17 protein-coding genes are annotated in these 17976 nt (G+C 45.9%); 5 read left to right on the forward strand and 12 right to left on the reverse strand.

What is annotated here, in order from left to right; translation table 11 throughout:
- Nucleotides 1–161 precede the first annotated feature (161 nt).
- Nucleotides 162–1289 carry a CBS domain-containing protein gene (locus tag N186_RS00630; protein ID WP_020961826.1) on the reverse strand — a complete coding sequence of 376 codons (1128 nt, stop codon included), beginning with the start codon at nucleotides 1287–1289 and terminating at the stop codon, nucleotides 162–164.
- A gap of 61 nt (nucleotides 1290–1350) precedes the next feature.
- Nucleotides 1351–2595, reverse strand: a complete 1245-nt coding sequence (locus N186_RS00635; protein ID WP_020961827.1) for an MFS transporter — start codon at nucleotides 2593–2595, stop codon at nucleotides 1351–1353.
- Nucleotides 2596–2697: 102 nt separating this feature from the next.
- Here N186_RS00635 and N186_RS09415 point away from each other — a divergent pair, with 102 nt between their 5' ends.
- Entirely contained in the window at nucleotides 2698–3093 is a 396-nt protein-coding gene (locus N186_RS09415; protein WP_148681931.1) for a 4Fe-4S dicluster domain-containing protein, read from the forward strand.
- A 6-nt stretch (nucleotides 3094–3099) separates the two neighbouring features.
- A complete protein-coding gene (locus N186_RS00640) occupies nucleotides 3100–4866 on the forward strand; it encodes an aldehyde ferredoxin oxidoreductase family protein (RefSeq protein WP_020961828.1) in 1767 nt (588 codons plus the stop codon).
- Here N186_RS00640 and sfsA read toward each other — a convergent pair.
- From sfsA to mobB, 3 genes are read right to left on the reverse strand one after another with little or no spacing between them, the layout of a single operon-like run.
- Nucleotides 4853–5557: a DNA/RNA nuclease SfsA gene (gene sfsA, locus N186_RS00645; protein WP_020961829.1), complete on the reverse strand. Its 705-nt coding sequence runs from the start codon at nucleotides 5555–5557 to the stop codon at nucleotides 4853–4855. The genes N186_RS00640 and sfsA overlap by 14 nt on opposite strands.
- The gene (locus N186_RS00650; RefSeq protein WP_020961830.1) at nucleotides 5554–6516 is read right to left on the reverse strand and encodes a uroporphyrinogen decarboxylase/cobalamine-independent methonine synthase family protein; all 963 of its coding nucleotides are present in this window, start codon (nucleotides 6514–6516) and stop codon (nucleotides 5554–5556) included. The genes sfsA and N186_RS00650 overlap by 4 nt, the downstream gene beginning before the upstream one ends.
- 5 nt (nucleotides 6517–6521) lie before the next feature.
- Nucleotides 6522–7262: a molybdopterin-guanine dinucleotide biosynthesis protein B gene (mobB, locus tag N186_RS00655; RefSeq protein ID WP_020961831.1), complete on the reverse strand. Its 741-nt coding sequence runs from the start codon at nucleotides 7260–7262 to the stop codon at nucleotides 6522–6524.
- A gap of 101 nt (nucleotides 7263–7363) precedes the next feature.
- Here mobB and N186_RS00660 point away from each other — a divergent pair, with 101 nt between their 5' ends.
- Nucleotides 7364–8158: an SDR family oxidoreductase gene (locus tag N186_RS00660; protein WP_020961832.1), complete on the forward strand. Its 795-nt coding sequence runs from the start codon at nucleotides 7364–7366 to the stop codon at nucleotides 8156–8158.
- Nucleotides 8159–8184: 26 nt separating this feature from the next.
- The gene (locus tag N186_RS00665) at nucleotides 8185–8943 is read left to right on the forward strand and encodes a HesA/MoeB/ThiF family protein (RefSeq protein ID WP_020961833.1); all 759 of its coding nucleotides are present in this window, start codon (nucleotides 8185–8187) and stop codon (nucleotides 8941–8943) included.
- A gap of 13 nt (nucleotides 8944–8956) precedes the next feature.
- On the opposite strand, the gene N186_RS00670 is transcribed toward N186_RS00665, so the two are convergent.
- The 5 genes from N186_RS00670 to N186_RS00695 all read right to left on the reverse strand — a co-directional run bounded on the left by N186_RS00670 (nucleotide 8957) and on the right by N186_RS00695 (nucleotide 14378).
- Nucleotides 8957–9487: an HD domain-containing protein gene (locus N186_RS00670; protein WP_148681932.1), complete on the reverse strand. Its 531-nt coding sequence runs from the start codon at nucleotides 9485–9487 to the stop codon at nucleotides 8957–8959.
- Between the two features lie 67 nt (nucleotides 9488–9554).
- On the reverse strand, nucleotides 9555–12101 hold the full coding sequence (locus N186_RS00675) for a heavy metal translocating P-type ATPase (protein WP_020961835.1): 2547 nt from the start codon (nucleotides 12099–12101) through the stop codon (nucleotides 9555–9557).
- 43 nt (nucleotides 12102–12144) lie between these two features.
- Complete coding sequence (locus N186_RS00680) at nucleotides 12145–13296, reverse strand: PLP-dependent cysteine synthase family protein (RefSeq protein ID WP_020961836.1); 1152 nt, start codon at nucleotides 13294–13296, stop codon at nucleotides 12145–12147.
- Nucleotides 13297–13480: 184 nt separating this feature from the next.
- Entirely contained in the window at nucleotides 13481–13921 is a 441-nt protein-coding gene (locus tag N186_RS09895; RefSeq protein ID WP_020961838.1) for a ParB N-terminal domain-containing protein, read from the reverse strand.
- Nucleotides 13922–14126: 205 nt separating this feature from the next.
- Nucleotides 14127–14378: a hypothetical protein gene (locus tag N186_RS00695; protein ID WP_020961839.1), complete on the reverse strand. Its 252-nt coding sequence runs from the start codon at nucleotides 14376–14378 to the stop codon at nucleotides 14127–14129.
- Nucleotides 14379–14611: 233 nt separating this feature from the next.
- On the opposite strand from N186_RS00695, the gene N186_RS00700 reads away from it, so the two are divergent.
- Nucleotides 14612–15229: a DUF981 family protein gene (locus N186_RS00700; RefSeq protein ID WP_020961840.1), complete on the forward strand. Its 618-nt coding sequence runs from the start codon at nucleotides 14612–14614 to the stop codon at nucleotides 15227–15229.
- 17 nt (nucleotides 15230–15246) lie between these two features.
- On the opposite strand, the gene N186_RS00705 is transcribed toward N186_RS00700, so the two are convergent.
- Nucleotides 15247–16446, reverse strand: a complete 1200-nt coding sequence (locus N186_RS00705; protein ID WP_020961841.1) for an MFS transporter — start codon at nucleotides 16444–16446, stop codon at nucleotides 15247–15249.
- Nucleotides 16447–16510: 64 nt separating this feature from the next.
- Nucleotides 16511–17920: a dihydrolipoyl dehydrogenase gene (locus tag N186_RS00710; protein WP_020961842.1), complete on the reverse strand. Its 1410-nt coding sequence runs from the start codon at nucleotides 17918–17920 to the stop codon at nucleotides 16511–16513.
- Nucleotides 17921–17976 lie beyond the last annotated feature (56 nt).

The raw sequence follows: 17976 nt of genomic DNA on the forward strand, positions 1-17976 counted from the left end.
ATATATTTTGTTTTGTTGCTAAAAACAGATCCAAAAGGGACAATTTATGGTCATATAACTTCAGAGACGGGGTTGCTCGGCATCCTTTCTACGAGCATCTCCCCGAGACCTCATCATCGGGAAGAAAACAGAGATTAGAAATAAAAATTTTGCCGAGAATGCTAGCTAAAGGCCTTTCTCAGCCTTGCAAGCGATATTCTTCTATCCCTCTTTTTCTCCTTGGTCTTCGAGAAGACCTTGTAAGCAGAGTCCACGGCTTCAAATGTCACTGCTACAGGATCCCATCCAGAAGAAGATGTACTAAATGTATCCTTGTCAAGCTTTATAGAAACGTATGCGTCATACCTTTTTCTCTCTCCAGCCTTCTCACGGGACTTTATCACCACAGACATTTCGAGTAGGCGTCCCCGTTGCGCAATTTCCCGGGCAACCTCTAGAGCCTTCCTGAAAACAAGGTTTCTAGCTATAAAGTCTAGGTCTTCTACGCCCTCTATTCTAAGGGGAATGTTGGCTTCCTCAACTGCTGGTAAAAGTCTCCTCAGAAGCAAGTAGGGAGAGATAATACCATAGACAGTCCCGTTGGCGTTCAGCACTACCGAGCCCTCGGCTATGTCCATAGTGGTGGGTTGCCCATCAATATTTACAGCTCTAAAGTTTGTGGCCATGATTTTGGATACTGGCTGTTCTAGGAAGTATGATATTTCTCCCTTTATTTCGCCGAGCCTTTCTCTGCGTAGGGGCGTATTATAGATAAAGTTGACTAGGTCGTAGATCCTTACCACTCCCACTGGCTTCCCATTCTCTGCGACAGGCGCAAACCTCAGCCCATTCTCTGCCAGCAACTTTCTCGCTTTCTCTATGGGGTCGTCTGGTTTAAGGGGTTCCAGCGGGAAAGCTATATACCTGGCTGCAACCCTAGAGACGAGCCCCATCGTTTCTAATAGTCTCCTAGCCGAAATTACTCCAACTATTTTCCCTTCCTCAGCGTAGGGGAGGCCCGGCTGGCCCGTTTTAACAAACATCCTGGCGATATCTGTGAGGGAATAGGAAGAGTCGACAATGGGAACCTTCTCGAGGACGCTCCTAATTTTTGTGTTTCCTTGGTACTTAGATTTGAGAATCGAGAAAATAGAAACTATTCCAGCATATTTGCCTTCTGAATCTACAACTGGGACAACTGGAAGCTCAAATCTCCACATTTTCTCGGCAACAAGAGAAACAATATCATCCAGCTTTAAGGGATCGATTCTGACAACTGCCCCGCTTAACGGGGGTCTACTAGATGCCATAACATGTATAATAATCCTAGAAAGATATAAAAATGAATCGTTTAGAGGAGATCAAAGCATTTTAGGAGACTTCCTCTAATGTTTTACCCTTAGTCTCTATTCCAAGCACAGACACAGTCAGGCTCGATACGAGCTGCGCAACGGCAAATGCCAGGAAAGACGTGAATGGCTCCTTGAACTGTGAAAGCATGAAGCCTACGAAGTATGGTCCAAGGATGCCTCCTATCCTGCCGACAGAGTTGGCCCACCCGCTTCCCGTGCCTCTCAGCTTGGTGGGGTATAGTTCAGGGGTGTAGGCGTATGTTACTCCCCACGCCCCCAAGTTGAATGCTGAGAGTACGATTCCCCATAATAGGACGGCCTGGTCACTGGTAGCCATCCATAGGCCGAAACTTGAGAGACCAGAAACCAGCATGTAGGTTGCGAGGGTACGCTTTCTTCCTACTTTTTCGACTAGGTAGGCGGCTGAGAAGTATCCGGGGACTTGTGCAAGCGTTATGATAATTGCATATTCGAGGCTCTTGACGATGCTTAACCCTCTCCTTGCAAGGAGGTCGGGTAGCCATGTAAAAATGCCCCAATATGAGAAGGCGAGCATGAACCAGTGTATCCAGAGCATGAGCGTCCTTGCAAAGTATTTACCTGTAAAGAGTTCCTTTAGAGAGGCTTTCTCTTGCTGGCTTGTACTTGGTAATTCTATAGAGAATCTTTGGGTTAGGCTTCTTGCTTCTTCTGTTTTTCCCTTTAGTAGAAGGAACCTCGCAGACTCTGGGACATAGAGGAGAACTACCAGGAGAACTGGCCATGTTATCGTCGAGGACAAGAACACGGCCCGCCAGCCACTGATCGGTAGAATTATTCTTGATAGAATTATTGCTAGGAGCCACCCTATGGCCCAAGAGCTTTCTAGTAGGGTTATGTTTCTTCCCCTGGTTTCTTTTCTCGAGTACTCTGCGAGGAGCACGCTTGCAGTAACCATGTAGCCAGTGTTTCCAGTACCAGCTAAGAGCCTCAGTATCGAAAGTGTAATCCAGTCTCTCACAAATGATGTCAGGGGGGTAAAGATCCCCATGGTCAATAATGACAAGACGATGGCTTTTTTCCTCCCAATTTTGTCGCTGAGAAAGCCAAAGACAAATGCGCCTATCAGCATTCCGACAAGCCACGAGCTCAAAATGAGCCCGGCCTGTTCGGGTGAAAGATTGAGCTCTGTCCTGATAGCTGTCAATGTGCCGGAGGCAAGTCCAGCGTTTAGGGCTCCTATAGCCCATCCAGACATCAGGATAACGAGTAGCTTTTTCTCCACGGGAATAATCGTAAGGAAGAAATTTAAAAATTTTTATCTCCTCTAATTAACCCATATTTAAATAAGCTGAGAATAATTTGTCTATATCGGAAGTGGGTCAAAATGGCAAGGCTAGTTATAACAGATGTCAACAAGTGTGTTGGATGCATGTCTTGTATGTTTGCATGTTCCCGTAGATTTGGAGAAGGTGGGTTGGCAAAATCCGCAATACATGTGTCAAGCATTGGGGGAGTCGAGAGGGGATACAAGGTTGTTGTTTGTAGGGCATGCGAGGATCCTCCCTGTGCGGCTGTATGCCCAACAGATGCACTTGTCAAGAGGCCTGGGGGAGGCGTGTTGCTCAAGGCCGAGAAATGTATCGGCTGTGGTAACTGTGCGAGAGCTTGTCCGATAGGGGCTGTACAGTGGGACTTAGAAAACAATAAGCCGATTATATGTGTACACTGTGGTTACTGTGCTGAGTATTGTCCTTACGGTGTTTTACAACTTGTGAGGTGAGGATGAATGGTGGATGGTCTTCCAAGAAATGTCCTCTATATTGATTTATCCCGTAAAAAGTACTGGGTTGAAGACAGGCACGACTTATTCGAAGAGTACCTTGGCGGCACCGGCGTAGCTACAAAGCTTTTGGAAGAAGAACTGCCCAGGGGCGCAGACCCCCTTGGACCAGATAACGTAATCGTCTTTGCTGTTGGTCCTTTCAACGCTGTTTATCCTACGGCTTCAAAGACTGTTGCAATGTTTAAGTCTCCACATACGGGAAACCTTGGCGAGAGCCACGCGGGAGGCAGAAGCGCCATAGCGATCAGGCTTGCCGGGTACGGCGCAATAGTGATCAAGGGTGCAAGCGACCTTCCTGTATGGGTCTCTATCCAGGAAGACAAGGTGTTCTTCCGGGAGGCCAGAGCACTGTGGGGTATGACGAGTAGTCATACTGTTGGACGAGTACTTCGAGAGGTTGAGCCTGGCTCTGGAATAAGGACGATCATGCGTATAGGTAGGGCGGGCGAGAAGCTTGTCACGTATGCAAATGTGATTACTGAGACTTACAGGCATTTTGGCAGGCTTGGTCTAGGCGCTGTCTTTGGAAGCAAAAAGCTTAAGGCGCTCGTGGTTAGCGGGAAGAAGTCTATACAGGTCAGTGACAGGAAGCTTTACCGAGAGGTCTATGACGAAATCTACAAGCTTATTGTCGACAGCCCACTTATGAAGAAGTACCACGAGATAGGGACACCTGTAAACGTAAACGTCTTGAACGCGTTGAAGGCGTTGCCCTCCTTAAACCTCCAGTGCTCAAGCCTAGAAACCGCTGAAAAGATCTCTGGCGAATACATTGCCGCGAACTATTTGGGAAGGAGAGTGTCCTGTGCCCACTGCCCTGTAGCATGCATCCACTTGGCTGTTCTAAGGGAGCCTTATGAGGAAGAGTCTTACTTCTACAAGACGACGTTTGTTGGCTACGACTATGAGCCCATATATGCCCTTGGAGCAATGCTTGGAGCAAAGGAAGCAAAAAGCATGCTTGAGCTTATCGACCTGGTGGATTCCCTGGGCCTCGACGCAATGACGACCGGCGTAGTCCTAGCGTGGGCTACAGAGGCATACAGCAGGGGGCTCATTAGCGAAAACGACCTCGGCGGGCTGAAGCTGTCATTTGGAGACTACGACTCTTACAAGAAGGCTGTTCAATACCTTGTTGAACAGCCTACAGAGCTCTACAGAGACCTCGCGAAAGGACTCGATTATGCTACGAGGAAATGGGGCGGAAGAGACTTCGCCCTGACCTTCGGCGGCAACGAGATGGCCGGGTACCATACCGGTCCAGCAGCGTATGCAAACTACGCCTTTGGTGCACGCCACAGCCACCTTGACAATGCAGGCTATGACTTGGACCAGGAGACGATTGGCAGAACGCTGGAGCCCAGCGAGCTTGTTAGAAGACTCTACGAGGAAGAGAGCTGGAGACAAGTCTTAACAAGCTTGGTTATATGCCTCTTTGCAAGAAAAGTATACAGGCCAGAAATAGTTTCGAAGGCTCTTAGGCCCCTGGGCGTCGAGATGAGTGTAGACGACTTGTACAAGCTTGGCAAAAAGATTTATCGGGAAAAGTACCGCCTCAAGCTCAGGGAAGGCTACAAACCAGAGGATGTAACATTTCCAAAGAGAATATTCGAGACGCCAACTCCTCACGGCCAACTCAGCGAGTCATACATGGAGAAAGTAAAAGAAGAATATGTAAAGCTTATTCAGCAAGTCGTCACGGAGGAATAAAGACTGGAAGGTCAGGGTTATCCAGAACAATATTTCGCTGTATAGGCTCATAGTGCATTGAAATAGCCCTGATCTCTACACCTGTTTCTTTCGCTATTCTGAGCAACCTTGCCACTTCACTGTCCCCCTCCACGTAGGGCTTGAAGGCTTCCACATTTGGAAGAGCCGCAATGAAAACTATGAGCCCCTTTCTGCCTGACTCAACGTGTCTGATAAGCTCCTTGATTTGCCTCCTTCCACGCTCGGTTGGACAGTCAGGGTACATCGCATAAGAGTTTTCCCTCAGCACTGCACTCTTAACCTCTACAAGTATGTCCTCTCCACGACGCTCAAATTCGTAGTCAAACACTGAACTGTATAGGCGAGGGGACCTACGTGAAATCCTAATGTTGTCCCACGGCTTTATCCCTAGAGATATAAGTTGCTCGAAAGCCCTCATCTGCAGGGCAGTGTCAATAAGCGCGGCTAGCCCGCCTTCCTCAACAGCGAATAATTGGTACTGGGTCTTCGGCGTATCTTTTGGTATGCAGAAAGCCTTCCTGCCACTAACGAGAAACTCTCTCAGGCGCCCAGTGTTGTTTATGTGGGCTCTCCGGGTTTTTCCTTCTACCTCTACCTCTACGACGAACCTATTGATACGTTGCCTTATCAAACATTCTACTTGGACTGGTATATCTAGGAGCCTAGTCATTCCTGTTCTCCTAGCCCCTTTGCTACATTGACTAATACCTTAAGCTTCCTCAGCACTATTTCCTCGTATTCCCTACCCTTTAAAAACCCCCTCATCCCGCCAAATCCACAGTCCGGCTTCAGGAAGGCAAGGTGTGCCCCATAGGTATTCAGGGCTTCTTTAGCTAAAGCCATGACGTCCTGCTCCTCTTCTACACGTGTGTTTCGAGACGAGATAATACCGTAGCCGAGAGCTTTACCGGCTCTGTTTAACTCTTCTCTACTATAGTACTTCCTGTTCTCTGGTATGTCGCTGTGCTCGTGGTCTAAGAAATTCGCATTTCTCAAAGGAAGAAGAATATTCTTCAATAGGGGCGGGAGCCTACTACAAACATGGACTCCTCTAAGGGGGCTCTTAAACTGGCCTAGCACGCGGTCGAGTACTTGGGTTATTTTATTGGGTTCCATGCCAAACATTATACTCTTTGCCCCCACAATCACTGAGAGAACTGGCTCGTCTACACATACAACATGGGGACGTGATACTTTTGAGACTTCACGAGCCATTTCCACCAGGTAGTCGAAAAGTTCACTGAAGAGATCCTCGTATGCCAGGAGCGAGGATTTTATGTCGCCTAGTTTTCCTCCTTTAGGGGTTAGCCGAGAGGCAATCGTAAATGGCCCCGTAAATGCTAGCCTGTACTTGATGCCGAGGTCTTCAGCAATGTCGACAGCATAAACTATGTCCTCTGGGGGCTCGGGCTCCACGGACAAAATGTCTCCCCGAACCTCATAGCCCAGATGCTCATAGGAAAGGACTCCCTTGTTCACTAGTGGCTCAACATACATGTAGACGAAGTCCCGTAGCTGAGGCAACACTGGGAACGTTATCCCAACTTCGTATTGGTCTATAAGTGCCCGCTTAATGTTTTCACGGTTGTAATCGAGGGGAAAGCTCCCCACCAGGGTCGTGGGGATCATGCTATCTACCTCTCAACCTTTAGCTCTACGCTTGATGGATTCGTAGGCGCACCCTTAAGGGTGGAGACCAAAGCATAGACAACGTTCCTGAAAACGTCCTGCACAAAGGGGTTTAGCTCGATGCTTCTTCCGTCAACCCTTAGCTTTACCTTAGAGGATAAAACTGTGCAGTCTCTATGTGTTGCCTCGCCTCGAAGAATCGCTTCAGCCATGCTCATGCAGTTTCCATACTTGCAGAAGCCACAGTTAAGGGCTGGTAGCGGCTCAAAGGCCTTTTTAAGCACGTAGTCTACTATTTTCTCTAGGTCACGATCCAAGTCGAATACAGGAATCTTGAAGTTTTCTCCATCTATTTTTTCCCTCGTGGAAACGATGGCAATGGTTAGGGGTGAAACGAGCTGTTTAGCCTCCTCGGCGTCTTTTGCAACGGCAATCCTAACGCCTGGAAACTCGGACTTGAATCCTTCAAAAATGGCGAAGTCATAGCTCTTCAAACTTGAAATTATTTCCCATAGCTTTGCATCGTACCTCCTATATTCCTCTATTACGCCTTTGGAGACAGTCAAGACAAGGTCGGCTCCAGCCCTGAAAAGCCTGCCAGAGTCTTTTTCAGGAAGAGAAATTTCCTCGTGCACATGCTTCACAACTGCAACCTTCATGTTTTTTGCCTTGAGGATGGGTATCATTCGTTCTGCAAGAACCGTTTTCCCAGAATCCTTATAGCCTATAATGGCTATGGCCCTCATATCCTATCATTTTCGAATAGCGTTGGATAAATATATTGCCTTATCCGTGAAAGCAAAGACTATCGGGGAAAATATTTAGGCAGGATCCTAACATCATATTTGTGCCTTTGGAAATTAACCTCAAAGGTAAACTCTCCCTGACAACTGCTTCTTCGAGAGGTATAGGCTTCGGTGTCGCACGGGTGCTCGCACTGGCCGGTAGCGATGTTATTTTGGTTGCAAGAAACAGGGAAGAACTAGTCCAGGCCAGTAAATCGATAAAAGAAGAGGCCAACGTCGACGTTACATATCTTGTTGCCGACTTGACAAAGAAAGAAGACCTAGAAAAACTCGAAAAAGATATCCGAGAAACAGGCTACCCGGATATTTTCTTCTATTCGACTGGGGGACCAAAGCCTGGAAGCTTCCAGGAGCTCGAAATGGAGGACTGGGACCAGGGCTACAGGCTACTCGTCTATCCAGCGATATTTCTGACGAGAGTAGTGACTCCCCACATGGTCGAGAAGAGGTGGGGAAGAATAATCTATCTCACGAGTTCAGCCATAAAGGAGCCAATGAGCAACCTTGCCCTAAGCAACGTGCTACGTATAAGTCTTGCAGGACTCGTGAGGACGCTTGCAAAAGAACTTGGAAGATACGGCATAACTGTTAACGGGATTATGCCGGGGACAATAAAGACCTCGAGAATAGAAGAGCTTGCCAGAGACATTGCAAGACGCAACAACATATCTCTAGAAGAGGCATATAATAGCCTAGCAAGAGACATTCCGGCTGGGCGCCTCGGAAAACCAGAAGACATAGGATATCTTGTAGCTTTCCTTGCAAGCGACTACGCCTCCTACATTAACGGAGCAATGATACCTGTAGACGGGGGCCGCTTAAACTCTGTTTTCTAGCGTCGCCACGGCCTCGGTGATTATGCTTGACTAGCAAAGAAAATAAAGGACTGCTGACCAAAGAGGAACTAGAAAGGTACGACCGACAAATAAGAGTCTGGGGAATAGAGGCCCAGGAGAAAATTAAGAGGGCAAAAGTAGCTGTTGTGGGAGCGGGAGGACTAGGCTCACCTGTCTCCTATTATCTAGCAGCGGCCGGCGTTGGTAGCCTTCTAATTGTAGACTCGGAAATAATCGAGACGAGTAACCTTAACAGGCAAATTCTGCACTGGACAAGTGACATTGGAAGACCCAAAGTCGAGTCGGCAAAGGAAAAACTAGAGAAACTAAACCCCAATGTCACTATTAAGGTTGTTCGGAAGAAAATAGAGAGTCTAGATGATGCAATAGAGATTGCGAGAGAAGTGGACATTGTTGTAGACTGCCTCGATAACTGGGCCACTCGTTTTCTCCTGAATGAGGCATGCGTGAAACTTAGAAAACCACTTGTTCATGCAGGAGTAAGGGAACTATATGGACAGCTCACAGTAGTAAAGCCATATGAGGGCCCATGCCTAAGATGCATTTTTCCAAAGAATCCGCCCGAAGAGTCAACTTTTCCAATTGTAGGACCCGTCCCGGGAGTGATCGGTGCGCTCGAGGCTCTTGAAGTACTAAAACTGATAACTGGGCACGGTGAAACCTTAGTGGGTAAACTATTGTTCTACGATGGCTACAGAAATTCTTTCGACATAGTAAAGGTCGAGCGCCGGCCAGACTGCCCTGTATGTGGGCGTAGGCCTTGAAAAGCTTGAGAAGCTACAGGCTGTATCTTCGCTTTACAGCCTCCCATACTCCTAGTTCCCGTGAAAAATCCTCTATTTCTTTTTTAGTGTTTTCAATTATATCATCCACTCTGAATCCCATCTCCCTGTACCTTAAGCCCATTATATATGTGGCAATGTAATTGCATAGCTTAGCCATTTTAGCCTCCCTGCTTTGTTGCTGAGAATATTCCCCGTAGAGCTTCTTTGCGAGCTCATTTTCTATTCCTTTCTCTACGGACTCTAGTTCGATGCGTTCCTTGGTTTCCCCAACACTTGAGCTAAAGTTCTTTACGACGTCTCCGATGAATGCCTCTCCAAGGTCGTGTAGCAAAGCATAGATAGCCATTTTCTCTACATCCAGGTCTTTTACATCTTCCGATAGCTCCATGCATATGAGTGCAGACATAAAAGAGTGCTCTGCAACGGTCTCCGCCAATGAGCCGGGTATGCCTCTGAGCATCCAACCCGTCCTTGCCAGGTTAATAAGGCTAAATGCTACATCTGTAAGGCTTTTCCTAGACATCTCAATGCTCAAGGGTTTTCAAATTTTTATTCACTTAAATATTTGCTTAAGAGATTGCTGGGACTTTTTATCCTCTTTTGTTCTGCCATCTCAGCATGGAGACAGCATTCACTACGACAGTTATATCGCTGGCCATCATGGCCCCAGCAGCCAGCTCTGGCCTTAACATGACTCCTAGGGGTTTCCAGAGAATCCCAGCAGCTATTGGTACAAGGGTTAAATTGTAGGCGAAGGCCCACAATAGGTTCTCTAGTGCTTTTTTCCTCACCAACTCGCTCAACTTGAAGAGAGCTATGAGGGGCTCCAGGTTGCCTCCTGCGAGAACGGCGTCTCCGGCTTCCTTAGATATGTCTGCACCCCCACCCATGGCTATGCCAACGAAGGCCCTGCTCAAAGCGACAGCATCATTGATACCGTCACCGACAAATAATACTTTTTTGCCTGATGCTTGGAGTTTTTCAACAAGTTCACCCTTGTCTTCTGGCCTCATCTCTGCATATACCTGGTCTAGGGAAAGCTCCCTGGAAAGATTTTCGGCTACAACCTTGCTGTCTCCTGTTGCAAGGATGGTTGTCAAACCTTTTTTCTTCAGAAAAGAAACCACCCTTAATGCGTCTTCCCTTATCTCGTCTCGAACCAAAACAAGAGCAGAAACCTTTCCATTTAGAGCAACATAGAAGATGGTAGACCCCTGCGAAATCTCTTTTTCTGCTCTCTCGTTTACCTGACCCGGGACTTCAAGGTTAAACATTTCAAGAAGTCTCTTCGAGCCAACAATCACTTCTGCACCGTTTATTTTGGCAAAAATTCCCAGTCCAGGAAAATGTTCGTAGTGTTCCGGCTCTAGCGAAACAACCTTCTTCTCTGAACAATACTCGATAACAGCAGAGGCCAAGGGATGCTCACTTCTATTTTCTGCTGAACAAAGGTACCTTAAGACCTCTTCACCTGCACTGTCAAGAAAAATTACTTCTTGGACTCTCGGCTTCCCCATGGTCAGGGTGCCTGTCTTGTCAAAAACAACAGTGTCTACCTGCAGAATCCTTTCGAAGACGTCTCCGCTCCTAACAACTATACCAATCCTAGTTGCATTTATTATAGCGATCGCTACTACCAGGGGCACTGCTATACCTAGGGGACACGGACAAGTAACCGCAAGCACTGCCGCAGCGAATAAGGCGGCTTCGCTGTAGCTAGCTCCTCCCAACGTCGCCCAGTACAAAAACGTCCCAATGCTAACCGCTATTATCGCCCATGTAAGATAGCCCACAACACGGTCGGCAATCCTCTGGAACTGCGGCTTCCTAAACTGTGCTTCCTTGACTGCTTCTATTATGTAGGCCAGACTCGTCTCTTTTCCCACCCTAGTCGCTCTAACTCTCAAGTAGCCAGAGACAAGAATTGTCCCCGACAGGACAATATCTCTTTTCTCTGCGCTCTTCAAAACAGGAGCCGGCTCGCCAGTAAATGTAGATTCATCAACATATCCCCATCCTTCTACAACAACACCGTCAACAAGGATGCGTTCTCCGGCTTTTACCTCTACTATTTCTCCTGGCTTTACCTGGTCAGATTCTACCTCTACGAGTTTCCCGTCGCGTATCACTCTCACCTTACCTTTTTGGGCAGAAGCCAGAGCATACAGGTAGTTGAATGCCCTTTTCCTGACCCTATTCTCGATATATGTACCCAGCGAGACAAAGCCCAAAACCCCAGCAGGTATTTCAAACATTCCCATGCCTTCATGACTAAGAAGCAACTGTATAATCCCTGTTATATATGCAACAAGAGAAGACAGAGTTACAAGGCTGTCCATGCTTGGGGATAAGCGTATAAGCGCTAACAGGCCCCTTACGAGTAAATCATAGTTTAGGAATATCACTGCCGTCGCAACGGCAAAGTAGATGATTGGCGGAAGCGGAAAAACAAGGTGAAAGGCTTCTAGCGAGTGCCAAGTAACCACTGTGAGGCCCAATCCAAATGAGGCCAGAGGTATCCAGAGTGGCTTTTCCCGTTTATCTTCGAGTTGACTCTCTTCTACTTCTCCAACTTGGTATCCAAGGACCCTGACCAATTCTTTGATTTCTGCTGGGTTGGTAGTTAGAGGATTATAGGTTATCTTTGCGAGATTAGAGGCTGGCGAATAGTGGCAAGAAAATACTCCCTTAAGCCTTGATACTTTTTTCTCAAAGTTGTGTGCTTCTTCAGGTTCGAGTTCAACACTGAAGACAAGCGTTCCCTTTTCTAAGTCGTATCCAGCTTCCCGAATAGCCTTGTTTATGTCAACAAGAGATATCTTGTCCTGGTCATAGATGACAACGGCATCACCAGTTGTAACATCTATGTCTATGGTGGCCCCAATCTTGTGCAGGGATTTTTGTATCGCTAAAACACAAGTCGGACAGTCTACACCTATAACTCTAATCTTTTCCCTTGTTTTTGTCAGTTTGTTCACAACTGGACCATGCTGTAAATAATATTCAGGGTTCTTTTCGAATGCTTTTTTGCAGTGTGGGCTACAGAAATAGTATATTTTTCCCTTGTAGACAGATTTGTAAGGAGTTTTCTCAGATTCTACTTCCATTCCACAGACTGGATCTATTTGCTTTACCATGATTTCTCACATGAGAATGACGGTGTCATGGTATAAATTTTTTCTAACCATCTTGTCTTTTTGTCTCTTCGAGATATGTAGCAAACTGTTCAATGTATTTAAACCCGTGATCTGGGAATATCAGCACATAGTCACCTTCTTGGAGCGCCCCATTCTTTTTCAGCTTTTCAAAAGTAGCCATTACTGCTCCACTGCTAAGACCCACAAATAAGCCCTCACTTCTAGCTATCCTTATAGCCTGTTCAATAGCTTCACTAGATGTAACATCTTGGACTTTGTCTATCTTTACATAGTGAAGCCACTTCATCCCGGTTTCTACTCTTCTTATGCCGGGAATAACATTCCCGGGTGCCGGCTGGGCGCCATAAACCTTTACGTTGTCGCCATATTTGCTTTTGAAATAAAGACTTAGTGCCGAAAGGTGACCCGAGGTACCTACACCACCTATTATTCCCCTAAGCTTAAGGGAGGCTTCCCGCACCTGCAAGTCAAGCTCTTTAGCAGTATATCTCAAATGAACCTTTAAATTCGAGTTATTCTCGAATTGATTCAAATGGATGCCTCCCTCCCTTTTTGCAAGCTCGTCAACGTCTCCAACGAATTCCACGGTGAGACTTTTTTGAACCCTTTGAACCTCAGCACCCATTATACGCAGAATTATGTCTGAGGCTTTTTGAATCGTGTATGGCAAGAATAATTTAACCTTGAGACCCTTTATATTTGCGAGAGCAGTTAAAGCCATGCCCGTATTTGTACTGGTGGCTTCATACAAAACGGTAGGATTATTATACTTCGCCAGATAGTCTGTGATCATTGACCAGCCAATTCTGTCCTTTACACTCATACTGAAGGGGTTAAAAAACTCCAACTTTGCCCACACCCTTAAATTATGGTTGGACAGTGAACGAAGAAGAACGAGAGGGGTTGGCCAGTTCTTGTATAGAAGCTCTTCGGTGCTACTAAATACTCTAAGCCGTGAAGGAGAAATGTCGTCAAAGAAACCCAGATGATCGAGATGATACGTCTCAGTCCCTTCCTTACATGAAGGTTCCCTTATTCCTAGAAAACTGAGAGCTTCCTGCATCAGGTCTTTTTCCCCTAAATATTCGTTGCAGGATATCTTTCCCTTCTTCAAAATTTCCGCAACTATTCCCAATACTTTTTCTAGTCTCTCATCTTTCCCAATTATATACATTCGAATACCACCAGATTTTTAACAATAATTTGGAAGAGAACCCTTTTCCAAAAATGCTCAAGAAAGAAATTCCTCATAAAAATTTTTCCTCCAATGTAGACGTTCATTAGATTTGTGGTCTTGGGATTTATCCCGTTTTGTTTCATATTGACAAAAAGAAGAGGCTTCATCTTCAATGTCTCCCTTATCTTAACAATTCTAGTTCGATATTTATATCAGGTTCAAATCGCGAGATATGTACAAGGCCTTTCCACGTAAACACGAGGTGCTTGGTTGTCTTAGGAGGAAAAAGTTTCCCAGATAGCCCAGCTTTTAATACCTGTTCCTTCGGGATATTCTTGCCATCTCCAAAAGACTTTACTAAAATAAGAGGCGACTTGTAGTTGAACATGATACATGGTATATACCTGCAACCCAGACATTTTAATGCCTCAAATCTGTGGTGCCCATCTAGTATGACTCTAGTACCTTTATCTACAGCTATCGGCTTCTTTAAAACTCCATCCTTCACTATTGAAGCTAGCAATGTCATAAGTCTGTCTTGTTCGCACTCCTCGTGAGGACGGAGCTCACTGATGGCACACAGTTCAATGTTATTTTTGCTTTGTAACCAATAACCCCTCATGTTTAGTTCTATATGACATCGTCATATAAGGAATATATGTTTTTCGTTTTTCATATTAAAACAAATACATAATGTCGCGGAAATCTAAAAAATTATGAAAAGTTTTTACTCTGAAGAGGCAACACCCCAAAGCGCAATGCGTCGTACATGCATACGTCGTAGAACCAACCGCATACTATGTATTCAGTCCTTGAGATGCGTGCGCTTAATCTGGGTCTGGGAGTTCTAGACTTTGAAGTACATCTGACACCAGTATACTGTTTTCGTCATAGTCTTTGTTTGTATAGTGGTCTGAAAACTCCTCCTGGAAGACATGTGGGTCAACCCTCTTACCCTTAACAGGGCCACAAGGCTGAGTCTCATTAACCATTCTTCTTGAGTTCTCGTCGAGAGCCTTTTCATCCTTAACCCAGCTAACCTCAAGGCTTCGGAGAGGTAGAGCAACAGGTTGAATCATCAACTAACGCATAGCGACTGTGGAACATTACCGTATCATTGACGAGAGGCGTTAATACGTAATCTTCTATAGCTCGTGCTAGGAAAAACCTAAGAGAAAAGTCTCACATAAGCTTCTAGTATGTGCTTCTTATTTTTCATTTACGTAAACAAATTGTATAAGAAAAATTTTGCCTTCTTTACGATTTGAATAGAGTAAGTTATATAAGTTTCTAAATATATTCATATAACGCTATGCCGGAACAAGTCTTAGTAGTAGACCCATTAGATACATGGTTAATGCTACTAGCAGCAACACTTTTCGCCGCCGCGGCATACATTTACTTCAACTTTGTAAAGCCCCTAAAAGAGCTCGAGCAGGCAAATAGAGGCTTCGGCGTCTTCTTTACATGTGTAGGCATTTATGCACTCGCCACAGGTGTTTGGGCAACAATTACGTGGCCTTTCCCTGGACCCTATAACATTGTACTGATGGATCCATGGGCTATTTTTGGATTAGCCAGCCTTGTCCTCGGTTTGTCCCTGCTTCTCAAGATAGATTTCTCCTACACTTCTGTCCCGTTCGCCTTCCTAGGCATCTTGCCAGTTGTCCACGGCTTGGCTATCCTCAACTACAGATTAACAAAGACCCCAGAGTTTACTTTCCTAATGTACTTCCTTACAGGCCTCTCTGTTCTCTTGTCCCCGATTCTATTCTACAAGAAGAACAAAACGATTGCATACATAGCTGTATTATTCCTCGTGATAGCTGGTCTTCTAGCTTTATACATTGGCGCAAATGCTACATTCGGCCACATTCCTGGATGGGGCAAGTGGTCTCCTTGGTACGGCGCAGTTAAAGTCGGAGGCTAAAAAAGTATTTTTTCTTTTTATTCTGTTTTTAGTGTTTCTTTTATATTTCTGCTTAAAGCAAGAGCTATTATTGAAAGAACGCTAAACACTGCTATGACAGTGAGTGGATCAGGGTGAAATGTTGCGATGGACTGGTAGATTGCTACTCCTAGAAAGCCTATCATGTTTACAAATGAAAACGTTGTCCCCGAGTATTCGTGGTTGTATGCTTCACGTGCCATGGGCGATATTACCATGTGTGTAGAGGCTACGAGCCCGAGGACAAAGAATAATAAGAGTAGAAGGTTATAGGAAACATTCACAAGTATTGGGAGAAAAGCGAGGACAAGCCAGAATATTGCATGCAGTAGACAGCAAGCCTGCAGGATGGGCTTCCTTCTCTTGAGAACCCTGTCACTTATGAATCCCATCAAGGATACTCCTATTAGGAATGCTAGTGCAAGCATGAAAAGCAGGCTTGGCGTATCTTGTAGAGATTGTGGATAGTACTTCTTTATGTATATTGGTGCCCATAGTGACTGGAATGATAATATAGCGGAATATGAGCCGAGATACGCCATTCCAAGCGCTAGAGAGTGCGGGGACCTGACTACTACGCGTAGCTGCTGAAGCGTCTGTTTAAAGCCATCTTTTATGCTGTGGCTTGAGACTCCGTGGTCATTTATTGATACAAACGAGATTATTCCAACGAGGAAGGCAACTATTGAAAGAAAGAGAAGTGTGCCCGAGAGGCCGTATATGTTTATGAGTATTCTTATTGGAAGGGTCGCGAAGAGGGCCCCAAAGTTACCAACTGCCAGACCTATGCCGGTGAGTGTAGCTCCGAGGCTTTTATCTGCATATACGCCTATCACTCTCTGTATCGAGATCCAGACTGCCGATGCCCCGATGCCTACAAGCACACGTCCTGCCACTATTAGCCATGGATTTGGTATGGAAGATATGAGTGAGCCTAATCCTAGGGTAAACATGCTTATTGCTACGTATCTTTTTGCCCCAAGTGCGTCTGAGAAGACTCCAGAGGGCAGTTGCAGTGCGGCGTAGGCGTAGAAGTAAGCGGAGGCGACCATTGAGATGAATAGGGAGGGCTCGATTCCATTACTAGTAGCTATATTGGAGAGTTCTCCTTGGATAACGCCTGTGACTGTCCTGTGTATATAGACTAGGAAATAGGCTGTGTATAGGGCTACCAGTGACATGGCAAGCTTTTTGTCCACACGGTTCTAGGGTTTGCCTAATTAAAAAATTTTCATTTTTAATTAGTAAAAAGTTGACTTTGTACTAATGGTGATGATGCTTTTTCCATTCTCCTGGTTCATGCAGGTGGAAGAACGCCCTCTCCACTACCTCTGAGAGGGCTGGGTGTATATGCATGCCGTTGTAGATTGGCTCAGCACTTCCATCGGGGGTATACATTAGGTTTACTATTTCCTGTATCAGGATGGATGCTTCTGGGCCTATTATGTGGGCTCCAAGGATTCTGAATGTTTCCCTGTCAAGTATTACCTTTACGAAATAATCAGAAACCATCATGGCCTCTCCCTTTGCCGTCTCCTCGTAGCCGGCTATCCCTACAAGGATATCGTACTTCTTCATTGCCTCTTCTTCCCTCAAGCCAACACTTGCAACTTCTGGCTCTGTAAAGATTGCGTGTGGCACCGCGTCGTATCTGGCTTTAACCTCTTCGCCCTTGAAGGCATTCCTGTAGACAATTATGCTTTCGTAGTTGGCCTTGTGCTTATACATCTGTTTGCCAGTAGCGTCACCGAAAGCCCATATACCTTCTTTAGACGTCTTTAGGTATTCGTCCACTATTATCCACCCCTTCTCGTCTGTCTTTACACCGGTTTTCTCTGGCTTAGTGATGTCGCTGTTCGAGGCTCTACCCGAGGCAACTAGTATCGCGTCTGCCTCGAGCTCGACGTTTTCGCCTGTAAGCTTGTTTTCGGCTACCACGATTTGTCTGTCTCCATTCTTCCTGAACTCGACCACCTCGTGGCGGGTCTTTATTTCCATGTACCTGGATAGATCCCTCTGGAGCAACTCCGAGACTTCGGGTTCCTCTTCTTTTAGTATTCTCTCTCCCCTCTGGAGTATTGTTACCTGGCTACCCATCATAGCTAGGAAAAAGCCAAGCTCTAGCCCAACGAATCCCCCGCCTATAACGACTGTTTTCCGTGGCAGTTTTCTCAGTTCCCGAAAGAAATTGTCGTTCGTGTAGTATTTTACCTCGTCTATTCCTGGCACTCTAGGAACTGCTGGCTTAGAACCTGTACACAGCAACACTATTTCGCCCTCGATTTCTCTGCCCCCCACATCTACAGTATAGTCTCCCACGAATGTGCCATTTGTCTGGTATAGGTCTATGAGTGGATGATGCTTCAGGGAATGCTCTATCTCTTTACTTTCCTTGTAGATCCTTTTCCAGACCCTTTCCATTGTCCAAGCAAAGTCTGGGGGAGAATAGCTCACATTTATGCCGAACTTGTCTGCTTCCCTTATCCTCCTAATGTTCCGGGCAACCTCTATCAGCATCTTGGAGGGTATGCATCCACGGGTTAGGCATATCCCGCCAACCATGTCGTTTTCGATGACTGCGTAGCGGTAGCTCTGACCCTCATTTATTAGCTCAGAAACAATGTTCATGGCCGAGCCTGTACCAAAAACGATGACGTCGTAGTGTTTAGTCATATATGTTTCTGCTTTCTTGTCAATATATTTATTTATTGCATTTCTATGGATATATT

Source organism: Thermofilum adornatum (genome assembly GCF_000446015.1).
GTDB lineage: Archaea > Thermoproteota > Thermoprotei > Thermofilales > Thermofilaceae > Thermofilum > Thermofilum adornatum.

What these genes read in the sequence shown, in the direction of transcription:
- N186_RS00630 (WP_020961826.1), bottom strand. Translation starts at nt 1,289, where the DNA reads ATGGCATCTAGTAGACCCCCGTTAAGCGGGGCAGTTGTCAGAATCGAT.
- N186_RS09415 (WP_148681931.1), top strand. Translation starts at nt 2,698, where the DNA reads ATGGCAAGGCTAGTTATAACAGATGTCAACAAGTGTGTTGGATGCATG.
- N186_RS00640 (WP_020961828.1), top strand. Translation starts at nt 3,100, where the DNA reads ATGGTGGATGGTCTTCCAAGAAATGTCCTCTATATTGATTTATCCCGT.
- sfsA (WP_020961829.1), bottom strand. Translation starts at nt 5,557, where the DNA reads ATGACTAGGCTCCTAGATATACCAGTCCAAGTAGAATGTTTGATAAGG.
- N186_RS00650 (WP_020961830.1), bottom strand. Translation starts at nt 6,516, where the DNA reads ATGATCCCCACGACCCTGGTGGGGAGCTTTCCCCTCGATTACAACCGT.
- mobB (WP_020961831.1), bottom strand. Translation starts at nt 7,262, where the DNA reads ATGAGGGCCATAGCCATTATAGGCTATAAGGATTCTGGGAAAACGGTT.
- N186_RS00670 (WP_148681932.1), bottom strand. Translation starts at nt 9,487, where the DNA reads ATGTCTAGGAAAAGCCTTACAGATGTAGCATTTAGCCTTATTAACCTG.
- N186_RS00675 (WP_020961835.1), bottom strand. Translation starts at nt 12,101, where the DNA reads ATGGTAAAGCAAATAGATCCAGTCTGTGGAATGGAAGTAGAATCTGAG.
- N186_RS00680 (WP_020961836.1), bottom strand. Translation starts at nt 13,296, where the DNA reads ATGTATATAATTGGGAAAGATGAGAGACTAGAAAAAGTATTGGGAATA.
- N186_RS09895 (WP_020961838.1), bottom strand. Translation starts at nt 13,921, where the DNA reads ATGAGGGGTTATTGGTTACAAAGCAAAAATAACATTGAACTGTGTGCC.
- N186_RS00695 (WP_020961839.1), bottom strand. Translation starts at nt 14,378, where the DNA reads ATGATTCAACCTGTTGCTCTACCTCTCCGAAGCCTTGAGGTTAGCTGG.
- N186_RS00700 (WP_020961840.1), top strand. Translation starts at nt 14,612, where the DNA reads ATGCCGGAACAAGTCTTAGTAGTAGACCCATTAGATACATGGTTAATG.
- N186_RS00710 (WP_020961842.1), bottom strand. Translation starts at nt 17,920, where the DNA reads ATGACTAAACACTACGACGTCATCGTTTTTGGTACAGGCTCGGCCATG.